Here is a 17,231-nt window from a genome sequence, read left to right as displayed (position 1 = left end):
GGATATGAATATACGTAAATTAATGAAAGAGAAAGTAAGCAGAGTAAGTATTTCCAGCAAAATGTCAATTGTTATGACCGTGTCGATTGTTTTAATCCTCACGGTCTTTCTTGGCGTAAACAGATATTATAATTCATTTTTCGTGTATCAAAAACTTGAAAATGCGTCTTTGACATATTTGGATAGTATAGATAGGATGATGGAAAATTTAGTAGACACTTTGGATGGTTATTCAAGAATTTGTTTTTCCAATGCAGGAGTTCAGGAGTTACTGGATAAAAATTCGAGTGGGCAGGTTGATTTTTCATTGCAGGACAATGTTAATAATTATCTGTGGGAACTGGTTGTAAATGTAAAGCAGATAGAATCTATTTATTTGTATAGTAATAATGGACTGGTAGCCTCAGCAGATAGGCAGGAGCTGCATTATCCACGATATCGTTGTATTAAAGATTATGAATGGTATGATGAAGAGGAATATGGGGAATATCATGTTGATTTTTCGAGCGATGATTTTTACAGAAAAGGTGATATGCCGGAGATTAGTTTCAGAAGAGCAGTAAGAAGTACGACTAATTTTAAAAAAATCGGTTATATGATTATGACGGTCTCTTCCGATGTATTAAAGGATTTTTTAGTGGCGGATAATGCGGACAAATATGAAAGGGTATTTTGTCTTTTGAATAATGAGGAATCTGTAATTGTGATCTCTGATAATGTGTATATGGACGAAATGCAGAAAATCGGAAAAGACATGATTCAGAATGAAAAAGCAATGGTGCTCCGGAATATGTTTGATGAAAAATATATGTTTTGTATTTTGAAATCGGAGGAAGGATATTATATGGATGCTATTTCGGTAGAGGATGCCTATCAAAGAAATCGAGAGAAAAGTTTAGTGGATATTGCATTGATTATTTTACAGGCTATGCTCACCCTGGTTTGCATTGTTATGATTTCTAAACTATATACACGACCGATAAAGGAGCTGATGATTGCGATGCGCTGTCTGCAAAACGGTGTATTTCAGCCAGTGAAAATGAATTCTGCTCATTACGAAATACAGGAACTAATACATGTTTACAATGAAATGGTAAAAAAAATCAATGAATTGCTGGAAAAAACAAAGGAGGCAGAACGATTAAAGGGAAAAGCAGATTTAAAAGTGCTTACTGCACAGATAAATCCTCATTTTTTATATAATACATTTGACTCCATAAAAGCGTTGTTTGTTTTGAAACGATATGATGATGCATATGCAATGATAGATGCGCTCTCCAGATTTTATAAAATTAATCTCAGCAAAGGAGATGATTTTATAACAATAGAGAAAAACCTGGTGATGTTAAAAAGCTATATTGATATTCAACAAATGCGTTTTGGTGGAGAGTTTGAATACATATACTCGGTTGATCCGGAAATTATGCAGTGGAAAATTTTGAAATTTGCTTTACAGCCGTTGGTGGAAAACGCAATTAATCATGGCATACATGGGTTTACGACAGAAGGGATTATTAATCTTGATATAGTCCGGACAGGAGAAAAGAGTCTTAAAATCACATTAATGGATAATGGACGCGGAATGTCTAAAGAAGCTCTGAAAAAAGCTATTTCAGGAGAAGAGGGAAGAAATGGCAAATCTTTCGGATTATTTGCAACGCTTCATCGACTTCAGTATTGTTATGGTGATCGAATTTGGTGGAGTATTGAGTCGGAAGAAAATGGTGGTACTACAATTATAATGAAAATTGAAGTGGAGGAGTGTTGAATATGCTAAGGCTGATTATTGTAGATGATGAATATTTACTTAGACAATTAATCAGAAATATAATCGATTGGAAAGCATTAGATATTGAAGTCGTAGGAGAAATGGCATCAGCAGAGCTGGCAATGCGGCAGCTTGAGTCTTTAAAGCCGGATATCATTTTGACGGATATCTGTATGCCAGATATAGATGGTCTGACTTTTGCAGAAAAAATAAAAGGTAGAAATCCAGACACAAAAGTGATCGCAATTACCGGCTATGATAATTTCGAATATGCGAAAAGGGGAATTTGCATAGGGTTGGACGGCTATATTTTAAAGCCGATCAATGAGGAAGAACTTACAGAATGTATTGTTAAGATCAAGAAAAAAATTCTGGAAGAAAACAGAAAGAGAAATGAAATAGAAACTCTTTCGATATTTAAAAGAGAAGCAGAGGAAATCGTTAAAAATTATTATTTGACAAAGCTTCTGGAATCAGATGTGCCGGAAAAAATTGTGAATAGCCAGTTGATGGAGGAATTGGCTTTGGAAACAAGCCCAATGGTATGGATAGTTGTTTTTCAATGGAAAACAAACCTGATTGCCAAAAGGACTGGGAATGAAGAACTTTTAGATTGTGAGATGTGGATTGTCAATTATTGTAAAGAAAAATTAAAAAAAATGGTTTGGGTTCATGGAACGGCTAATAGGTTGATTATTCTTGATCCTGAAAAAGATATCATGCCTGAGACAATATTAAAGCAGCTGCAAGAGGAATGGAAAAAGGAATTTGAGTGTCCGTTGTATTACGGGACAGAGGTTATATATAATCAGGAAAAGAGTATTCATGAGGGCTATATAGAGGCGGTTAATCAATTAAATATCGAATTGGTTAATGGAGAAAATAAACCAGAAGATATATGGAGATGGAAACAGCAAAAAAAAGAAACTAAGCAGTTATGGGATCTCAACGAGTTGAAAAGGCTGCAATATTGTGTTGAGGCAGAGGATTTAGAAGAAGTAGAAAAAGTAATTGATAGTTATTTTCTGAAATGGAAAGATGTTACGTTAGATGATATGGAACTGTTGCAGGTGCAATTATTGAATATCTATTTTTATTTTTACACTTCATTTGGAGATCGTTGCATTGATGCAGTTGCAATGCAATATATGAATTTTTATGAAAATGTAAAACATGCGGAGAATATACTTGAGTTAAAAAATGCATTTTTAATAGGATGTCAGGCACTGCAGGAGATGTTAAGGGGGAGGGAGACAGCGGCAGACAGTTACAAACTCATTTATTCTATGAAACAATACATAAAAGAAAACTTAGATGACCCGGATTTTTCATTAGGCGCATTGGCAAAGGCATATTATATGAATAGCAGCTATTTAAGCCGTTTTTTTAAAGAGAAGGTAAAAAGCTCATTTGTAGAGTATTTGACAGAACAACGTATTGATAAAGCAAAGCAGCTTTTGCAATATGGGAACTTTAAGATTTACGAAGTGGGCGAAAAAGTGGGAATTTATAATGCAAATTATTTTGGGATTTTATTTAAAAAGAAAGTGGGCGTAACGCCAGCTGAGTACAGAAAACAATACGAAAAATAGTGCAAAACAGATACAGGAAATGGAAAAATGGAAAAAATAAAAGGAAAAATAACTAATAAACATAGAATATAAAGCAAAAAAATATCAAAAACAGCTAACAGGTAAAATAAGTGTTGAAAAATGTAAAAAGTGTGAGATTGGAAGAGATAAGCTTTTGTTATAATAAAACCATCAAAAACAAAGGAAAGGAGAAGTTATTATTCATGTGAAGAATAATAACAAAAGGCAAATGAAAAAGCATTTAAAAAAGGCTGCAACAGTATTGGCATGTACGGGAATGGTTGCAGGAGCATTTACAACCACGGCTTTTGCAGAGGATGCAGAGCAGATCACATTAAACGTGTCCCATATCTTCGTGGATCAGACAGATGGGCAGTGCAGAGGATGGTATAAGGCATTGGATGAATATAAGGAATCTCATCCCAATATTACGATTGTAGAAGACACTGCAGACAATGATGCATATAAAACTAAGCTGAAGACGCAGCTTGCAGCAGGTGCAGTTCCAGATGTATTTTATGCTTGGGGAGGTGGCTTTACAAAGCCATTTGTAGAAGCAGGAATGGTAGAAAATCTTGATCCGTACGTGGAAGATGGAACGATTGATCTGGATGCTATGATGCCGGATATTTGTAACAACTTTTATTATGATGGCTCATTGTACGGCCTTCCATTGGATAGCTTCATAGGAGTGCTGATGTGCAATCAGTCTCTGTTTGATGAATATGGTCTTGAAATACCAAAAACAATGGATGATTTATATGCCGTGTCCGCCACCTTTAATGAAAATGGAATTACGCCAATTGCGATGGGGGAAAAAGATAAGTGGCCGGGACTGTTTCCATTTGGTGCATTGGCACTTCGATATGGCGGTGTAGAAAAAACAATAACGATGTTGAATGGCGAAGGAAACTTTGATCAGGAATTTGTGCAGAAAACTGCGGAAGAACTTCAGAAGATGGTTGATGAAGGTGTATTTGCTTCGGACAGTGTTGCTCTTACAGATGATGAGGCAACAGAGGAATTCCGTCAGGGAAGAGCGGCTATGTGGTATAGCGGAAACTGGAAGGTAGATTTACTTTGCGAAGAAGGATCTCCGCTTGAGGGCAAATTAACCATGGTAAACTGGCCGGCAGTTTCTGGTGCAGACGGAGACCAGAATTCATTTGTCGGAGGCGCAAGTGCAACGCTTGTAGCATCAGCGACGAGCGCTCATAAAAAAGAAGCAGTTGAATTTATGACATTTATGAGTGAGCATTTTTCCAATTACGCATATGAAGAAGGAGCGATCCTTCCGACATGGAAATATAGTGGCGATATGGAATTGAAACCATTTCAGCAGACATTACTGGATTTGATGCAGGGTGCAGATGGGTTCTGCCTTGCATGGGATACATTGCTGGATCCGGAAACAGCAGATGTTCATTCTACGTCACTGCAGGGAATTTATGCACAGCAGATGACAGCAGATGATTATGTTGAAGCTATGGCAGCTACGAGGTAAGTATGAATAAGATATTGGGAAATAAAACAGCGATTGCTGCATTTGTGGCACCTTCCCTCATTCTGTTCGGTGGCATTATCTTTTATTCGATTATTATGTCTTTCCGGTATAGTTTGCTTGACTGGAATGGATTTGGAGAAGGAATCTTTGTTGGGTTTTCCAATTACGCGAAAATGTTTCAGGATAAGGTGTTTTTAAGATCCGCTGTTAATTCACTGCTACTCGGATTTGTGACACTGGTTACGCAGCTGCCGCTGGCGCTTTTGCTGGCGTTGCTGCTCACCAGCGGCATTAAGGGAGAAGGATTTTACAGGACAGTGTTTTTTATCCCGATGACATTATCTTCGGTTGTAATTGGACAGCTGTGGTTGAAAATTTATAACCCGAATTATGGAGTACTGAATACTCTGTTGGGAGTATTGGGACTGGAAAGCTTACAAAGAAGCTGGTTAGGTGATGTAAATACAGCTTTATTTAGCGCTTTTGTTCCAATTATATGGCAGAATGTCGGATACCATATGTTGCTGCTTTATACATCTATTAATTCTATATCAAAAGATATATTGGAAGCAGCAAAATTGGATGGAGCAAGTGGAGTTAAGGCAGCGCGGTATATTACGATTCCATTAGTGAAACCAATGCTCAGAACATGTGCGATTTTTGTGGTAATTGGATCTTTAAAGGCGTTTGACATGATTTATGTATTAACAAATGGTGGACCGGCTCATATGACAGAAGTTCCAAGCTCCTTAATGTTTAGCAGTATATTCAATCTTAATAAATATGGCTATGGAAGTGCTATTTCTATATTTATCGTTGTTGAATGTATTGTTATGGCAGTTATTTTGCAGAAAGTATTTCTCGTGAAAGAGGAATCGGCTTGAGGAGGGAAAGAAGATGTATGCCAAACTTCATTCAAGAAAAGGAAATCTTTTAATACGGCTTATCATTACGGCTTTTTTGGTTTTTTGGGCCGCTGTGCAGATTTATCCGCTTATATGGCTTGTTTTCTTTTCCTTCAAAAGCAATGAAGAAATTTTTGGAGGAAATATTGCCGGGCCTCCGCTTGTATGGAAAGTTGAAAATTATAAAAATGCGTTAATGGGTGGAAATGTTTTTCGCTATCTTTTTAATAGCGTTTGGGTGTCTATGGCTGTTGTTATTGTTGCGTGTATTTTAATTGCAACATCGGCATATGCACTAAGCAGAATGAGATGGAAATTAAAGAAAATAGTTTACTGGATTTTTATTTCAGGAATGACAATCCCGCTTCATGCAACACTTCTGCCGTTGTTTTTACTTTTCCGAAAGATGCATATCATTAATAATCCTCTGTCAATTTTGATCCCGTATATTGTATTTGCATTACCGACAGGAATTTTGATTTTGACAAATGCCTATGCGTCTCTTCCTATAGAGATGGAAGAATCAGCCTGTATAGATGGATGCAATATATATCAGTTATTTTGGAAAATTATGTTTCCGCTTGTAAAGCCAACGGTAGCGGCAATTGCGTTATTTACATTCTTATCATCATGGAATGAGCTGATGTTCGCAATGACGTTTATAAGTGAACCCAAGTGGAAGACATTGACGATCGGATTACAGAGTCTTTCAGGAATGTTTTATACGGAATGGGGGCCAATTGGTGCAGGAATGGTAGTAGCAACAGCACCTGTTCTGATTATTTATTTGTTGCTGAACAGACAGGTACAAAATGCGCTTATTATGGGCGCAGTGAAAGGATGAGAACATGAAATTAAGAATAGGAATTATTGGATGTGGAGGAATCGCGACAGGAAAGCATTTATCAGCATTAAAATCAAATGGTGATTTGTGTGAAGTAGTAGCATTTTGTGATGGCATACTTGACAGAGCAAAAAAGGCGGCACAGGAGTATGGAGTAGAAAATGCACAGGTTTGCCAGAATTATAATGAGCTGCTGGCGAATCCGAATGTGGATGTTGTATATGTCTTAACGCCAAACATTAGCCATAGCCCAATTGCAGTAGACGCTTTTCATGCGGGAAAGCATGTGATGTGTGAAAAGCCGATGGCAATTAATACTGCAGAGGCGGAAAAAATGATGACCGCCTGGAAAGAGTCTGGTAAAAAATTTTCTATCGGATACCAGAATCGTTATCGTGCGGATGTCCGTCATCTCCGCAGCGCGTGCCAGAATGGTGATTTGGGTGAGATATACTATGCGAAAGCATATGCAATTCGCAGAAGGGGAGTTCCGACCTGGGGAAGTTTTATACAGGGAAGTCAGCAGGGTGGTGGACCGTTAATTGATATCGGAACACATTCGCTTGATCTTGCGTTGTGGTTGATGGACAACTATGATGTGGAATCTGTGACCGGGACAGTATTTAAAAAACTGGGAAAACTGCCGCAGGCCACAGATGGGAACTTATGGGGAGCATGGGATACATCAAAATATGATGTAGAAGATTCTGCGATTGGTTACATAAAAATGAAAAGTGGAGCACTGGTTGTTCTGGAATCCAGTTGGGCTTTAAATATACTGGAAGCGCGTGAAGCAGAGGTTACACTTTGTGGAACGAAAGCAGGAGCGGAACTTAGAAATCAAAAAGAAGTGATTTATAATCGTGGAAAATACGGTCGGCTGACAGAAGAAGTGCTTACACCGGGAGAGCCACATGACTTTTTTGGAACACGGTATGATGCGCCGTATCTGGAGGCTAAGGAATGGTTGACTGCCATTTTGGAAGACAGGGATCCACTTGTACGACCAGAACAGTCATTGGTTGTGACACAGGTATTGGATGCAATTTATGAATCAGCGGCTAAAAATGAGACCGTGTGGTTTTAATAGTAGTAACAGTTACAACAATTTTTAGATTATGCTACAAAGATATTCAGTTTTTCGATGGATGCGCCCGACAAGTTCTTTACAAAACGGTCGTACTGGTACTTGCAAACAGGGATCAGATGCGATATAACGAGTCGAAATGGGGAACTCAAATGGATGGGCTGAGAGTAGACGTTATAGTCTTGACCTGAAACCTGATTCGGATAACGCCAACGTAGGGAAATACATGTCGGAAATGATTGGATTTTGTGTCCGTGCTCCCTGTTTTTTATGTGAACTGGGGGCACCACTTTTCACAGATGCAGACAGGCGCCGGATGATACAGATATTGTATCGTCCGGTGTTTTTTGTATCATGAAGAAATTTTTTTGAATCACAGGTGTCCTGGAAAGGAGAGCTTGGCTATGGTAAAGATCAACGGAGAAGAAAAACAGCTTGACGGAAGAAATCTTCTCTTTTGCTGGTGGATTTCTACGTGGTGGATGTGACGAATCTGAATCGTCAGATGTATTTTGTTTCACAGCTTGGAAAACCAAAGGCAGAGGCTTTGCCGGAGGTGCTGTATCGGATAAATCCATATCTGGTCTGTGAGTCGAGATGCGAAAAAGTAACGCCTGAAAATGTCAGAGAATTATTTGCGGACTATCCGATCGTATGCTGAATAATTCTTATTTAACTAATATATATTGTTTTATGCGGTCATGGTAAGATATATAATCATGACCGCCAGTTTTAACATTCTTCTACAAAACACAGTTTACTGTTTATAGTATTTCGCAACATCGTTTTTGAATTTTTCAAAAAGAGGATAATAAATATTTATAATATCCTGAAATTTCTCTGCGGCGAAAGTACCATCGTAATCATGAGACAAATGATTTCTGGATTTCAGCATTTGCAGCCAGGTGTCATCATCAATAATACCATTGGTAAATGCCTGCTGCAGAGTTTCGCGTGGAGAGCCAACTGCAAAATCAAGAATTCCCATTTTTTTGATCAGAATATCTTTCATAACTTTCCAGGAGATGTCGAAAGTAAGACTGAAATTGAGAACAGTTCCTTCGAGAACAAAATCGGTCTTGGGGTCGGCTGTTTTGCTTTTTGCAAGATTGGAGAGACTTTTACAGAAAGTGTTATAGAGGTTAATAAATTTGTTTTCCATATTTTTTTATATCCTCCAATAAATACTCATTTTTTATACTGTCAAAGTCAAAAATATCAATTTTCCTTAGCGTTTCAATCTGCAGAAGATCATCTTCTAACTGCATTAGATTATCACAGCCGTATACTACAAAATCAATATCACTGGTGGGGGTCGCAGTGCCTGTGGCGAAGGAACCGAATAAATCAAGGCGCTTTACATTATTTTTTTTGCAAATCATGGTTACTTTTTCGATGATTTCGGAAATTGGCATTACGTTCATGATCCACTCATGTCCTCCTTTACTTGGAAAATTCTGATAAAAATATGATAGCAGTTTCTATAGATTAATTCAACTTTAAAGACACTGACTGCGGTTGGTGTTATTCTATAGTCGTAATCCTTTCGTGGCGTTATGGATTATTTTAATTTTTCTTTTTCGGCATTTAAGAGTTCAAGATTGAGCCCTTGTTCTCCAGCTGTTTTATCTACCCAAAGATTCAAAGAGTCTATGGCTAAAGAAATTTCATCAAGTTTTTTACTGATATAAGCAAAATCTTTCATTTCATCATCACTGATCTTACCGTCACGGGCAATTTGGATCAGACGACCGGTAAGAGGATTGATTTCATTTAAACTGGCAATTGTCTCCAAAATGATATTTGACAGATCGGTCATTTCTATTTCTGGAACATAACGATAGCCGATTTCGCATTTGTGAGAGCAATAATAATTGCAAAGATCTGGTCTTTTATAGGCATCTGCCATCTGGAGGATATCATAAGGCGTAGGTTCTTGTGTTTCATATTCAAATTTTTCAATTTTTGAATCAGAGACAGCATCCATTTTTTCACTGGCTTCTGCTCTTGTAAGTCCTGCCGCTTCTCGGCAAAGCTGGTAAATTGTTTTGTTTTCCCTGGTGGATTGTTTACCCATGAGAATTTCCTCCTCGTATATCGCTAAACTCGCGGATTATTTATGTTCCAGGCCGCATGCTGAGCGTGTATTTCTTATATTAATTTTATTATACATAAATTATGAATTAACAACAAGTAATAGACTTTGTAAAATTACCTATTTTATAAAGCATTTCACGGGAATTTTTTACAATTAAATAATCCATTCCAAGGAAAAGCCAGCCCAGCTATTCATTGGAAAGACCATAGAAAAGACAGGTTCAGATACACTGATTAACCTCAGTATGTCCGGAACTGTTTTTTTGTTGCTATCGTTACTTTCGGGTGTCTTTGCCACGCTTGCTTCCTGGAGATTTCAATGACAAACCCTCTCCCATAAGGTATAATAAAGCAGAGTATTCAGCCGGATGCTTTTGAGGATGATCTGATTTTCAAATGGGATTCTCAGATTGGGAAAGGCCTGGATAGTTCTTATATGAAGGATGTACTTGAAGCACAAGTAATTATGAATTAGTGAAAGAAATGATGTTACAGGCGGAAGTCTATGTGTATGAAGATGATAAAATGATTCAGGGGTTTGTCGGATTAAGTAACGAATACATGGAAGGTATTTTTGTTTCTGATGAAATGCAGTCATGTGGTATAGGTAAGCTTTTATTAGACTATATCAAGAATAAAAAAGTTAGATTGCGATTAAACGTATACCAGAAGAATGCCAGAGCCCTCTCTTTTTATCAAAGAGAAGGGTTCGATATTCAATGTGAAGGATTCGATGATGCTACTGGTGAAAAAGAATACACAATGTTGTGGCAACAGAAATAGAAAGCGGATTTTTGGGGAGGATTTTATATGGAGTTTAACAATAAGGTAGTGATTGTGACGGGAGGCGCGCAGGGCATTGGAAAGACCATTGCAGAGGAATTGCCTTTATGAAAAAAGCATAAATATAATGACAACACCCAAAAGAAAGGAAGAAGTAATCATGTATAAAAAATTAATGACATGCCTGGAAAGCGTAAGAAAGAAAATTGATTTCAAACCAGAAGTTGCACTGATCCTTGGATCCGGACTTGGAGATTTTGCAGATGGAATTCAGATTGAACAGACCATCGACTATACGGACATCGAGGGATTTCCGGTTTCTACTGTAAAAGGACATAAGGGACGTTTTGTGTTTGGGTATGTGGAGAAAACACCGGTTGTAATCATGCAGGGACGTGTTCATTATTATGAAGGATACGCAATGTCAGATGTTGTTCTTCCAACGCGTCTTATGGGAATGCTCGGTGCGAAAAAAATCCTTCTCACTAATGCAGCAGGAGGAGCTAATCCTTCCTATAAACCGGGAGATTTCATGATGATCACAGATCACATTACAACGGGAGTTCCAAGCCCTCTGATAGGACCGAACATGGATGAGCTGGGAACCAGATTTCCGGATATGAGTGAGGTATACAGCCGCCGTCTTCAGGATGTGATCCGCAAATGTGCAAAAGAATGTGACATCAAACTTCAGGAAGGTGTTTATGTACAGTTTACAGGACCAAATTATGAGACTCCTGCAGAAGTAAGACTTGCACAGAGATGGGGTGGAGATGCAGTTGGAATGAGCACCGCATGCGAAGCTATGGCTGCCCGGCACATGGGAATGGAAATCTGTGGAATTTCCTGCATCACAAATATGGCAGCAGGAATTTCCCAAAAAGAGCTTAACCATAAAGAAGTGCAGGAAACAGCAGACCGCGTAGCGAAATCCTTCAAGGAATTAGTAACAAAAGTTGTTGTAAATATGTAAGATCCATAAGTAAGACATCAGAAAGGAGACAAAAATTATGAAGAAATATAAGAGAATATTTACTATTGTAATAGACTCCTTTGGGGCAGGAGAAATGCCGGACGCAGCCCAGTACGGGGATGAAGGAACAGATACTATGGGACATATTTCCCAGAATGTAGATGAATTTACGATTCCAAACCTTCAGAAGCTTGGAATTGCAAATCTTCATCCGTTGAAACAGGTTGCAGCAGTGGAGCGACCAATGGGTTATTATACATTTTTAAAAGAAGCCAGTACCGGAAAAGATACTATGACAGGACACTGGGAAATGATGGGGCTTCACATCACAAAACCGTTTAAGACTTTTACAGAGACCGGATTTCCAAAAGAGCTGATTGATGAGCTTGAGAAGAGAACGGGACATAAAGTAATTGGAAACAAGAGCTCCAGCGGAACAGAGATCCTGGATGAACTGGCTGAGGAAGAAATCGCTACCGGTCATATGATCGTTTACACATCTGCTGATTCTGTATTGCAGATCTGCGGAAATGAGGAGACTTTCGGACTGGATGAATTGTATCGCTGCTGTGAGATCGCTCGTGATATCACCATGAGGGATGAGTGGAAAGTCGGACGTGTTATTGCAAGACCTTACCTTGGCAAGAAAAAAGGTGAGTTCAAACGTACCAGCAACCGCCATGATTATGCACTGAAGCCTTACGGAAAAACTGCGCTTAATGCATTGAAGGATGCAGGTTATGATGTGATCTCCGTTGGAAAGATTTTTGATATTTTTGACGGCGAGGGACTGACAGAGTCTAATAAGTCAAAAAGCTCTGTTCATGGAATGGAGCAGACAATTGACATTGCGAAAAGAGAGTTTGAGGGGCTTTGTTTTGTAAATCTTGTAGATTTCGATGCTCTTTGGGGACATCGACGCAATGTAAAGGGATATGCAGAGGAACTTGAAAGATTTGATGTAAAACTTGGTGAACTTCTTGATGAGCTTCGTGAGGATGACCTTCTGATCATTACAGCTGACCACGGAAATGATCCGACGCATACAGGAACTGATCACACAAGAGAAAAAGTACCATTTTTTGCTTATTCCCCATCTATGGAGGGATACGGAAAACTGGAAGATCAGAATACTTTTGCAGTAATCGGTGCAACGATCGCAGATAATTTTGAAGTTAAGATGCCGGAGGGAACAATTGGAAGTTCTCTTCTGGATGAACTGAAGTAAAAGGAACGTAAAATGGATAAAAAAGATATATTAAAAAAGGTGGATCACACATTACTTGGACAGACTGCAACATGGGATGATATTCGAGGAATCCTGGATGATGCCATGAAATATGAGGCTGCATCTGCATGTATTCCGGCTGCTTACGTAAAACAGGCAGCGGAATATGTAGCGGGAAAACTTCCGATTTGTACAGTGATCGGTTTTCCGAACGGATATAATACAACTGCTGTAAAGGTATTTGAGACGAAAGATGCCATTGCAAATGGTGCTTCAGAAATCGATATGGTTATTAACATCGGATTTTTAAAGGATGGAAGATATGAGGAAGTAGAGAATGAGATTCGTGCGATCCATGAAGCTTGTGATGGAAGAATCCTCAAAGTTATCATTGAGACATGTCTTCTTACCGAAGAAGAGAAAATTAAAATGTGTGAGATCGTTACAAATGCAGGAGCAGAATTTATCAAAACTTCTACCGGATTTTCTACAGCGGGAGCAACTTTTGCAGATGTAGAGCTGATGAAGAAATATATTGGAAAAAATGTAAAAGTTAAGGCAGCAGGTGGAATTTCATCCTTCGATGATGCAGAAAAATTTATCAGTCTTGGCGCAGAGCGTCTTGGAACAAGCCGTCTTATTAAGATCCTGAAAAATACGGACACTGGTGCAGGATATTAACACTGTGAAAGAGGACTGTCAAAGACAGGATTATACATAAATTATGAACTAACAACAAGTAATAGAATTTGTAAAAGTATCATTTCACATTTTTCTACCAGCTGTGGATAAAGGATGGACGGAATCTAAAAAATACGATAAAATCTGCATTAGAAATGCTGTTGTCGTGAAATTTACAAACGCTCGAAAAAGGAAAAATAAACATGGCAAAGAAAGATTTGCTATCCGGTACCGGCGTTAATTTATATAGGTGATATTATGAAAATTACTTACATTAACCACAGTGGATTTTTGGTTGAGACCAGAGACTGCTACTATATTTTTGATTATTACAAGGGTGAATTACCGAATCTTGACAAGGAGAAAGAAGTGATCGTTTTTTGCAGTCACTTCCATAAGGATCATTTTAACCCACAAATTTTTGGGATCCTTGATGATATGGGAATGACTTATCAGGCAATCCTGGCGAATGATATACGAAAAAGGAATCATTTGTCGGATATGAAGATCACATATGTTTATCATGATCAAGCTTATAGTTTGGATAATGAAACCAAAGTTGATACATTGCTATCTAACGATAGTGGTGTCGCATTTATTGTCAAAACAAAGGAAGGTACCATTTATCATGCCGGTGATTTAAACGACTGGTATTGGGATGGTGGGTCGAAAGCTGATAACCAGAGACTTACTTCAGCATATCGCGCGGCGATCAGGAAAATCAAGGGTATGCATTTTGACGCTGCATTTGTTCCTTTGGATCCGAGACAGGGAGATCACTATGCTGACGGGATCCTGTATTTCCTTAAAAATGTAGATTGCAATGTCATTTTTCCAATGCATTACTGGAATGATGCCAATGTAATTAAGCGGTTTATTACTGAATATCCGCAATATAAGTCACGCATTAGAAACACAGAATGTACAAAAGGAGAAGAAATTTCATGAGAGAAGGAGACGGGCATGGAGCACTTACGTTGTGTAGTTGAGAGAATTACATATCAGAATGCCGACAATGGCTACACGGTTCTGAAATGTGCGGTGAAGAATTACAGTGATCTTGTCACAGTAGTTGGCACGATGCCGGATACCCATGTTGGTTCTGTGCTGTCTCTGGAAGGTATGTGGAAGATGGATGCCAAATATGGGCGGCAGTTTTTGGTGGAGAAATTTGAAGAGACACTTCCTGCCACAGTATATGGAATCGAAAAATATCTTGGTTCCGGTCTGGTGAAGGGCGTTGGTCCAAAGTTTGCAAAAAGAATTGTGGAAAAATTCGGGAAGGATACACTGGATGTTATTGAAGAGACACCAGATGAACTGCTCAAAGTATCAGGTATAGGAAAAGTACGTGTAGACCGGATCAAAACAAGCTGGCAGGAGCAGAAAGAGATCAAGAATATCATGCTTTTTCTGCAGAGTCATGAGGTCAGCACCTCTCATGCGACAAAGATTTTCAAGACGTATGGAAGTGAGAGCATTGCAATCGTAAAGGAGAACCCATACCGGCTTGCAGATGACATCTGGGGAATTGGATTTAAGACAGCGGATTCCATTGCACAGAAGATGGGGATTGACAAAGGCAAATTTGTCCGTCTGCGCAGTGGTATTTTTTATACATTGAATAAGCTGGCAGAAGCAGGTCATTGTTATACAACAAGAGAACAGCTGACTGGAAGGGCAAAGGAACTTCTGGAAGTGGAAGAACCGGAGCTGGAGATCACCTTGGATGAGATGATCCGCACGAATGATGTGATCAGAGATGAAGCAGAAGATCGGGAAGCAATCTATCTGCCCCCATATTATTTTTCAGAAAGTGGCTGTGCAAAGCGGCTGCTTCGGTTGATGTCCTGTGGAAAGAAGAAATCTGAGGATACGGAAGAAATATTGGAGAAAGTAGCAGCTTCATCAGAAATTACTTATGACGAGATTCAGTGGCAGGCGGTAAAGACAGCAGTTTCTTCTAAGGTCATGGTGCTGACCGGTGGACCTGGAACCGGAAAGACTACAACAACTCTGGGAATTATTTCTGCATATAAGCAGGCTGGATGTCAGATCATTCTTGCTGCACCGACTGGAAGAGCAGCAAAGAGAATGTCAGAAGCAACTGGAATGGAAGCAAAAACGATTCACCGGTTATTGGAATATAAACCTCCGGAAGGCTATCAGAAAAATGAAGAGCATCCGCTGGAAGGAGATGTGCTGATACTGGATGAATGTTCCATGATCGATATTATGCTGATGTATAATCTTTTAAAAGCATTGCCGCAGCAGATGTCTCTGATTCTGGTAGGCGACATTGATCAGCTGCCAAGTGTCGGAGCGGGCAATGTTCTCAGAGATATCATTGATTCCGGATGTGTTCCGGTAGTTCGTCTGACACGGATTTTCCGTCAGGCACAGGGAAGTCGGATCATCATGAATGCACACCGGATCAATAAAGGGGAAGGCATTGATATGAGAGGCGGGAAAGATGCCGACTTTTTCTTTGCCACCAAAGAGAGTAATCAGGAAGTGGTGGATACTATCGTCCAATATTGTAAGACGAACCTGCCGAGATACTACCATGTAGATCCACTGCAGGATATTCAGGTGCTGACTCCGATGCAGAGAGGCGAATGTGGGGCAGTAAATCTGAACCAGGTGCTGCAGGAAGCCATGAATCCGTCAAAGATCTTTCTGCGGAGAGGCGGCACACAGTACCGGCTGAAGGATAAGGTGATGCAGATCCGGAATGATTACGATAAGGAAGTATTTAACGGAGATATTGGGACTGTCACAAAAGTTGACGTGGAAGAACGGGAACTGACAGTTCTGTTTGATGAACGGAAAGTAGTCTATGATGTGACAGAGCTGGACGAACTGGCGCTTGCCTATGCAGTGACGATCCACAAATCCCAGGGAAGCGAATATCCAATCGTTGTCATGCCATTTACCATGAGTCATTTTGTCATGCTGCAGAGAAATCTCCTTTATACGGGTGTGACCAGGGCGAAAAAGATCCTGGTACTTGTCGGAGAGAAGAAAGCTGTGTATTATGCGATAAAAAATGAAACGACAACTGGCAGAAATACATGTCTGGCAAGACGTCTGCAGCCGGACAGCAAAGAAGCACAGGAAGTGAAGGCACAGCTTTTGAAAGAAGCAGTAGACGAGACCGCAAATGAGAACGGAAGTGACAGTAAGAAGATGATCGTCTATAAGGGCAGCATCCAGCCTTCTATGGTATGTGAGACACCGGCAGTTTATGAGGGAAATCTCTGGAAACGTCTGTCGCAGTCAAAGTTCAGAAGCAGTTTTTCCCTGAAGGCAAACGATCGGAGTTATGTATCAGAAAAGGGAATGGAGAAAGTACGTGAGCATGCCTGTGATTTTATCAGAAAGCGTCTTGCACCGGCAGAAATACCAAATGATGGAAAACAGACACCGATGAGAGGGCATCCGGTTTTTGTAGCCCAGCATGCCACAGCTACCTGTTGCAGGGGATGTCTGGAAAAATGGCATCATATTCCGAAAGGACGGGAATTGACAGAAGCGGAGCAGGAATATATTGTAAATGTGATCATGGAATGGATCGGTCGGGAAATTCATTGAGAGAATGTCTCAGCTTTGGGGCCTGATTTCTATAGCCGCAACCCTTTAATATCTTTAACAAATGTAGCAAGAATTCTCCCACCTCTTCAGGTGGGGAGATGAATTGCACATCTGAGCATATCTGCTCAAAAAAATCTCTATAGTATAAAAGAAACACTTGTTCTCCCTTCCCTGA

Annotated in this window: 15 protein-coding genes and 1 pseudogene; 13 read left to right on the top strand and 3 right to left on the bottom strand. The window is 39.5% G+C overall.

Features of this window, described 5'->3' with window-relative positions; all coding sequences use genetic code 11:
* Positions 1–4: 4 nt before the first annotated feature.
* The 7 genes from LI091_RS10880 (at position 5) to LI091_RS10850 (ending at position 8,361) form a co-directional block, all read left to right on the top strand.
* Positions 5–1,768 (top strand): cache domain-containing sensor histidine kinase, encoded by a 1,764-nt coding sequence (locus LI091_RS10880; protein WP_129975847.1) that lies wholly within the window; start codon positions 5–7, stop codon positions 1,766–1,768.
* A gap of 2 nt (positions 1,769–1,770) precedes the next feature.
* Positions 1,771–3,360: a response regulator transcription factor gene (locus tag LI091_RS10875; protein ID WP_021652527.1), complete on the top strand. Its 1,590-nt coding sequence runs from the start codon at positions 1,771–1,773 to the stop codon at positions 3,358–3,360.
* Between the two features lie 229 nt (positions 3,361–3,589).
* Positions 3,590–4,864: an ABC transporter substrate-binding protein gene (locus LI091_RS10870; RefSeq protein WP_021652526.1), complete on the top strand. Its 1,275-nt coding sequence runs from the start codon at positions 3,590–3,592 to the stop codon at positions 4,862–4,864.
* Positions 4,865–4,866: 2 nt separating this feature from the next.
* Positions 4,867–5,748 carry a carbohydrate ABC transporter permease gene (locus tag LI091_RS10865; RefSeq protein WP_021652525.1) on the top strand — a complete coding sequence of 294 codons (882 nt, stop codon included), beginning with the start codon at positions 4,867–4,869 and terminating at the stop codon, positions 5,746–5,748.
* Between the two features lie 13 nt (positions 5,749–5,761).
* Complete coding sequence (locus LI091_RS10860) at positions 5,762–6,613, top strand: carbohydrate ABC transporter permease (RefSeq protein ID WP_021652524.1); 852 nt, start codon at positions 5,762–5,764, stop codon at positions 6,611–6,613.
* 4 nt (positions 6,614–6,617) lie between these two features.
* A complete protein-coding gene (locus tag LI091_RS10855) occupies positions 6,618–7,700 on the top strand; it encodes a Gfo/Idh/MocA family protein (protein WP_021652523.1) in 1,083 nt (360 codons plus the stop codon).
* A gap of 463 nt (positions 7,701–8,163) precedes the next feature.
* The gene (locus LI091_RS10850) at positions 8,164–8,361 is read left to right on the top strand and encodes a ThiF family adenylyltransferase (RefSeq protein ID WP_227588502.1); all 198 of its coding nucleotides are present in this window, start codon (positions 8,164–8,166) and stop codon (positions 8,359–8,361) included.
* 96 nt (positions 8,362–8,457) lie between these two features.
* Here the strand turns inward: LI091_RS10850 and LI091_RS10845 are convergent, their stop codons facing one another.
* The 3 genes from LI091_RS10845 to LI091_RS10835 all read right to left on the bottom strand — a co-directional run bounded on the left by LI091_RS10845 (position 8,458) and on the right by LI091_RS10835 (position 9,777).
* Positions 8,458–8,862 carry an HI0074 family nucleotidyltransferase substrate-binding subunit gene (locus LI091_RS10845; protein WP_021652518.1) on the bottom strand — a complete coding sequence of 135 codons (405 nt, stop codon included), beginning with the start codon at positions 8,860–8,862 and terminating at the stop codon, positions 8,458–8,460.
* Complete coding sequence (locus LI091_RS10840) at positions 8,843–9,124, bottom strand: nucleotidyltransferase family protein (RefSeq protein ID WP_021652517.1); 282 nt, start codon at positions 9,122–9,124, stop codon at positions 8,843–8,845. The genes LI091_RS10845 and LI091_RS10840 overlap by 20 nt, the downstream gene beginning before the upstream one ends.
* A 137-nt stretch (positions 9,125–9,261) precedes the next feature.
* Positions 9,262–9,777 carry a helix-turn-helix domain-containing protein gene (locus LI091_RS10835; RefSeq protein ID WP_015526458.1) on the bottom strand — a complete coding sequence of 172 codons (516 nt, stop codon included), beginning with the start codon at positions 9,775–9,777 and terminating at the stop codon, positions 9,262–9,264.
* A 479-nt stretch (positions 9,778–10,256) separates the two neighbouring features.
* On the opposite strand from LI091_RS10835, the pseudogene LI091_RS10830 reads away from it, so the two are divergent.
* The 6 genes and pseudogenes from LI091_RS10830 to recD2 form a co-directional block, all read left to right on the top strand.
* Positions 10,257–10,580, top strand: a pseudogene (locus tag LI091_RS10830) (GNAT family N-acetyltransferase); the annotation flags it as partial.
* A 160-nt stretch (positions 10,581–10,740) separates the two neighbouring features.
* Positions 10,741–11,553 (top strand): purine-nucleoside phosphorylase, encoded by an 813-nt coding sequence (locus LI091_RS10825; protein ID WP_022427082.1) that lies wholly within the window; start codon positions 10,741–10,743, stop codon positions 11,551–11,553.
* A gap of 37 nt (positions 11,554–11,590) precedes the next feature.
* The gene (locus LI091_RS10820; RefSeq protein ID WP_015526454.1) at positions 11,591–12,781 is read left to right on the top strand and encodes a phosphopentomutase; all 1,191 of its coding nucleotides are present in this window, start codon (positions 11,591–11,593) and stop codon (positions 12,779–12,781) included.
* Positions 12,782–12,793: 12 nt separating this feature from the next.
* Positions 12,794–13,462: a deoxyribose-phosphate aldolase gene (gene deoC / locus LI091_RS10815; protein WP_021652514.1), complete on the top strand. Its 669-nt coding sequence runs from the start codon at positions 12,794–12,796 to the stop codon at positions 13,460–13,462.
* Between the two features lie 258 nt (positions 13,463–13,720).
* The gene (locus LI091_RS10810; protein ID WP_021652513.1) at positions 13,721–14,410 is read left to right on the top strand and encodes an MBL fold metallo-hydrolase; all 690 of its coding nucleotides are present in this window, start codon (positions 13,721–13,723) and stop codon (positions 14,408–14,410) included.
* A 15-nt stretch (positions 14,411–14,425) separates the two neighbouring features.
* Positions 14,426–17,056 (top strand): SF1B family DNA helicase RecD2, encoded by a 2,631-nt coding sequence (gene recD2, locus LI091_RS10805; protein ID WP_021652512.1) that lies wholly within the window; start codon positions 14,426–14,428, stop codon positions 17,054–17,056.
* Positions 17,057–17,231 lie beyond the last annotated feature (175 nt).

The organism is Blautia sp. MSK20_18 (assembly GCF_020553125.1).
In the GTDB taxonomy this organism is placed as follows: Bacteria; Bacillota; Clostridia; order Lachnospirales; family Lachnospiraceae; genus Blautia_A; species Blautia_A fusiformis.
The sequence above is the reverse complement of the archived record's forward strand: the minus strand, read 5'-3'. Positions and strand labels throughout refer to the sequence as shown.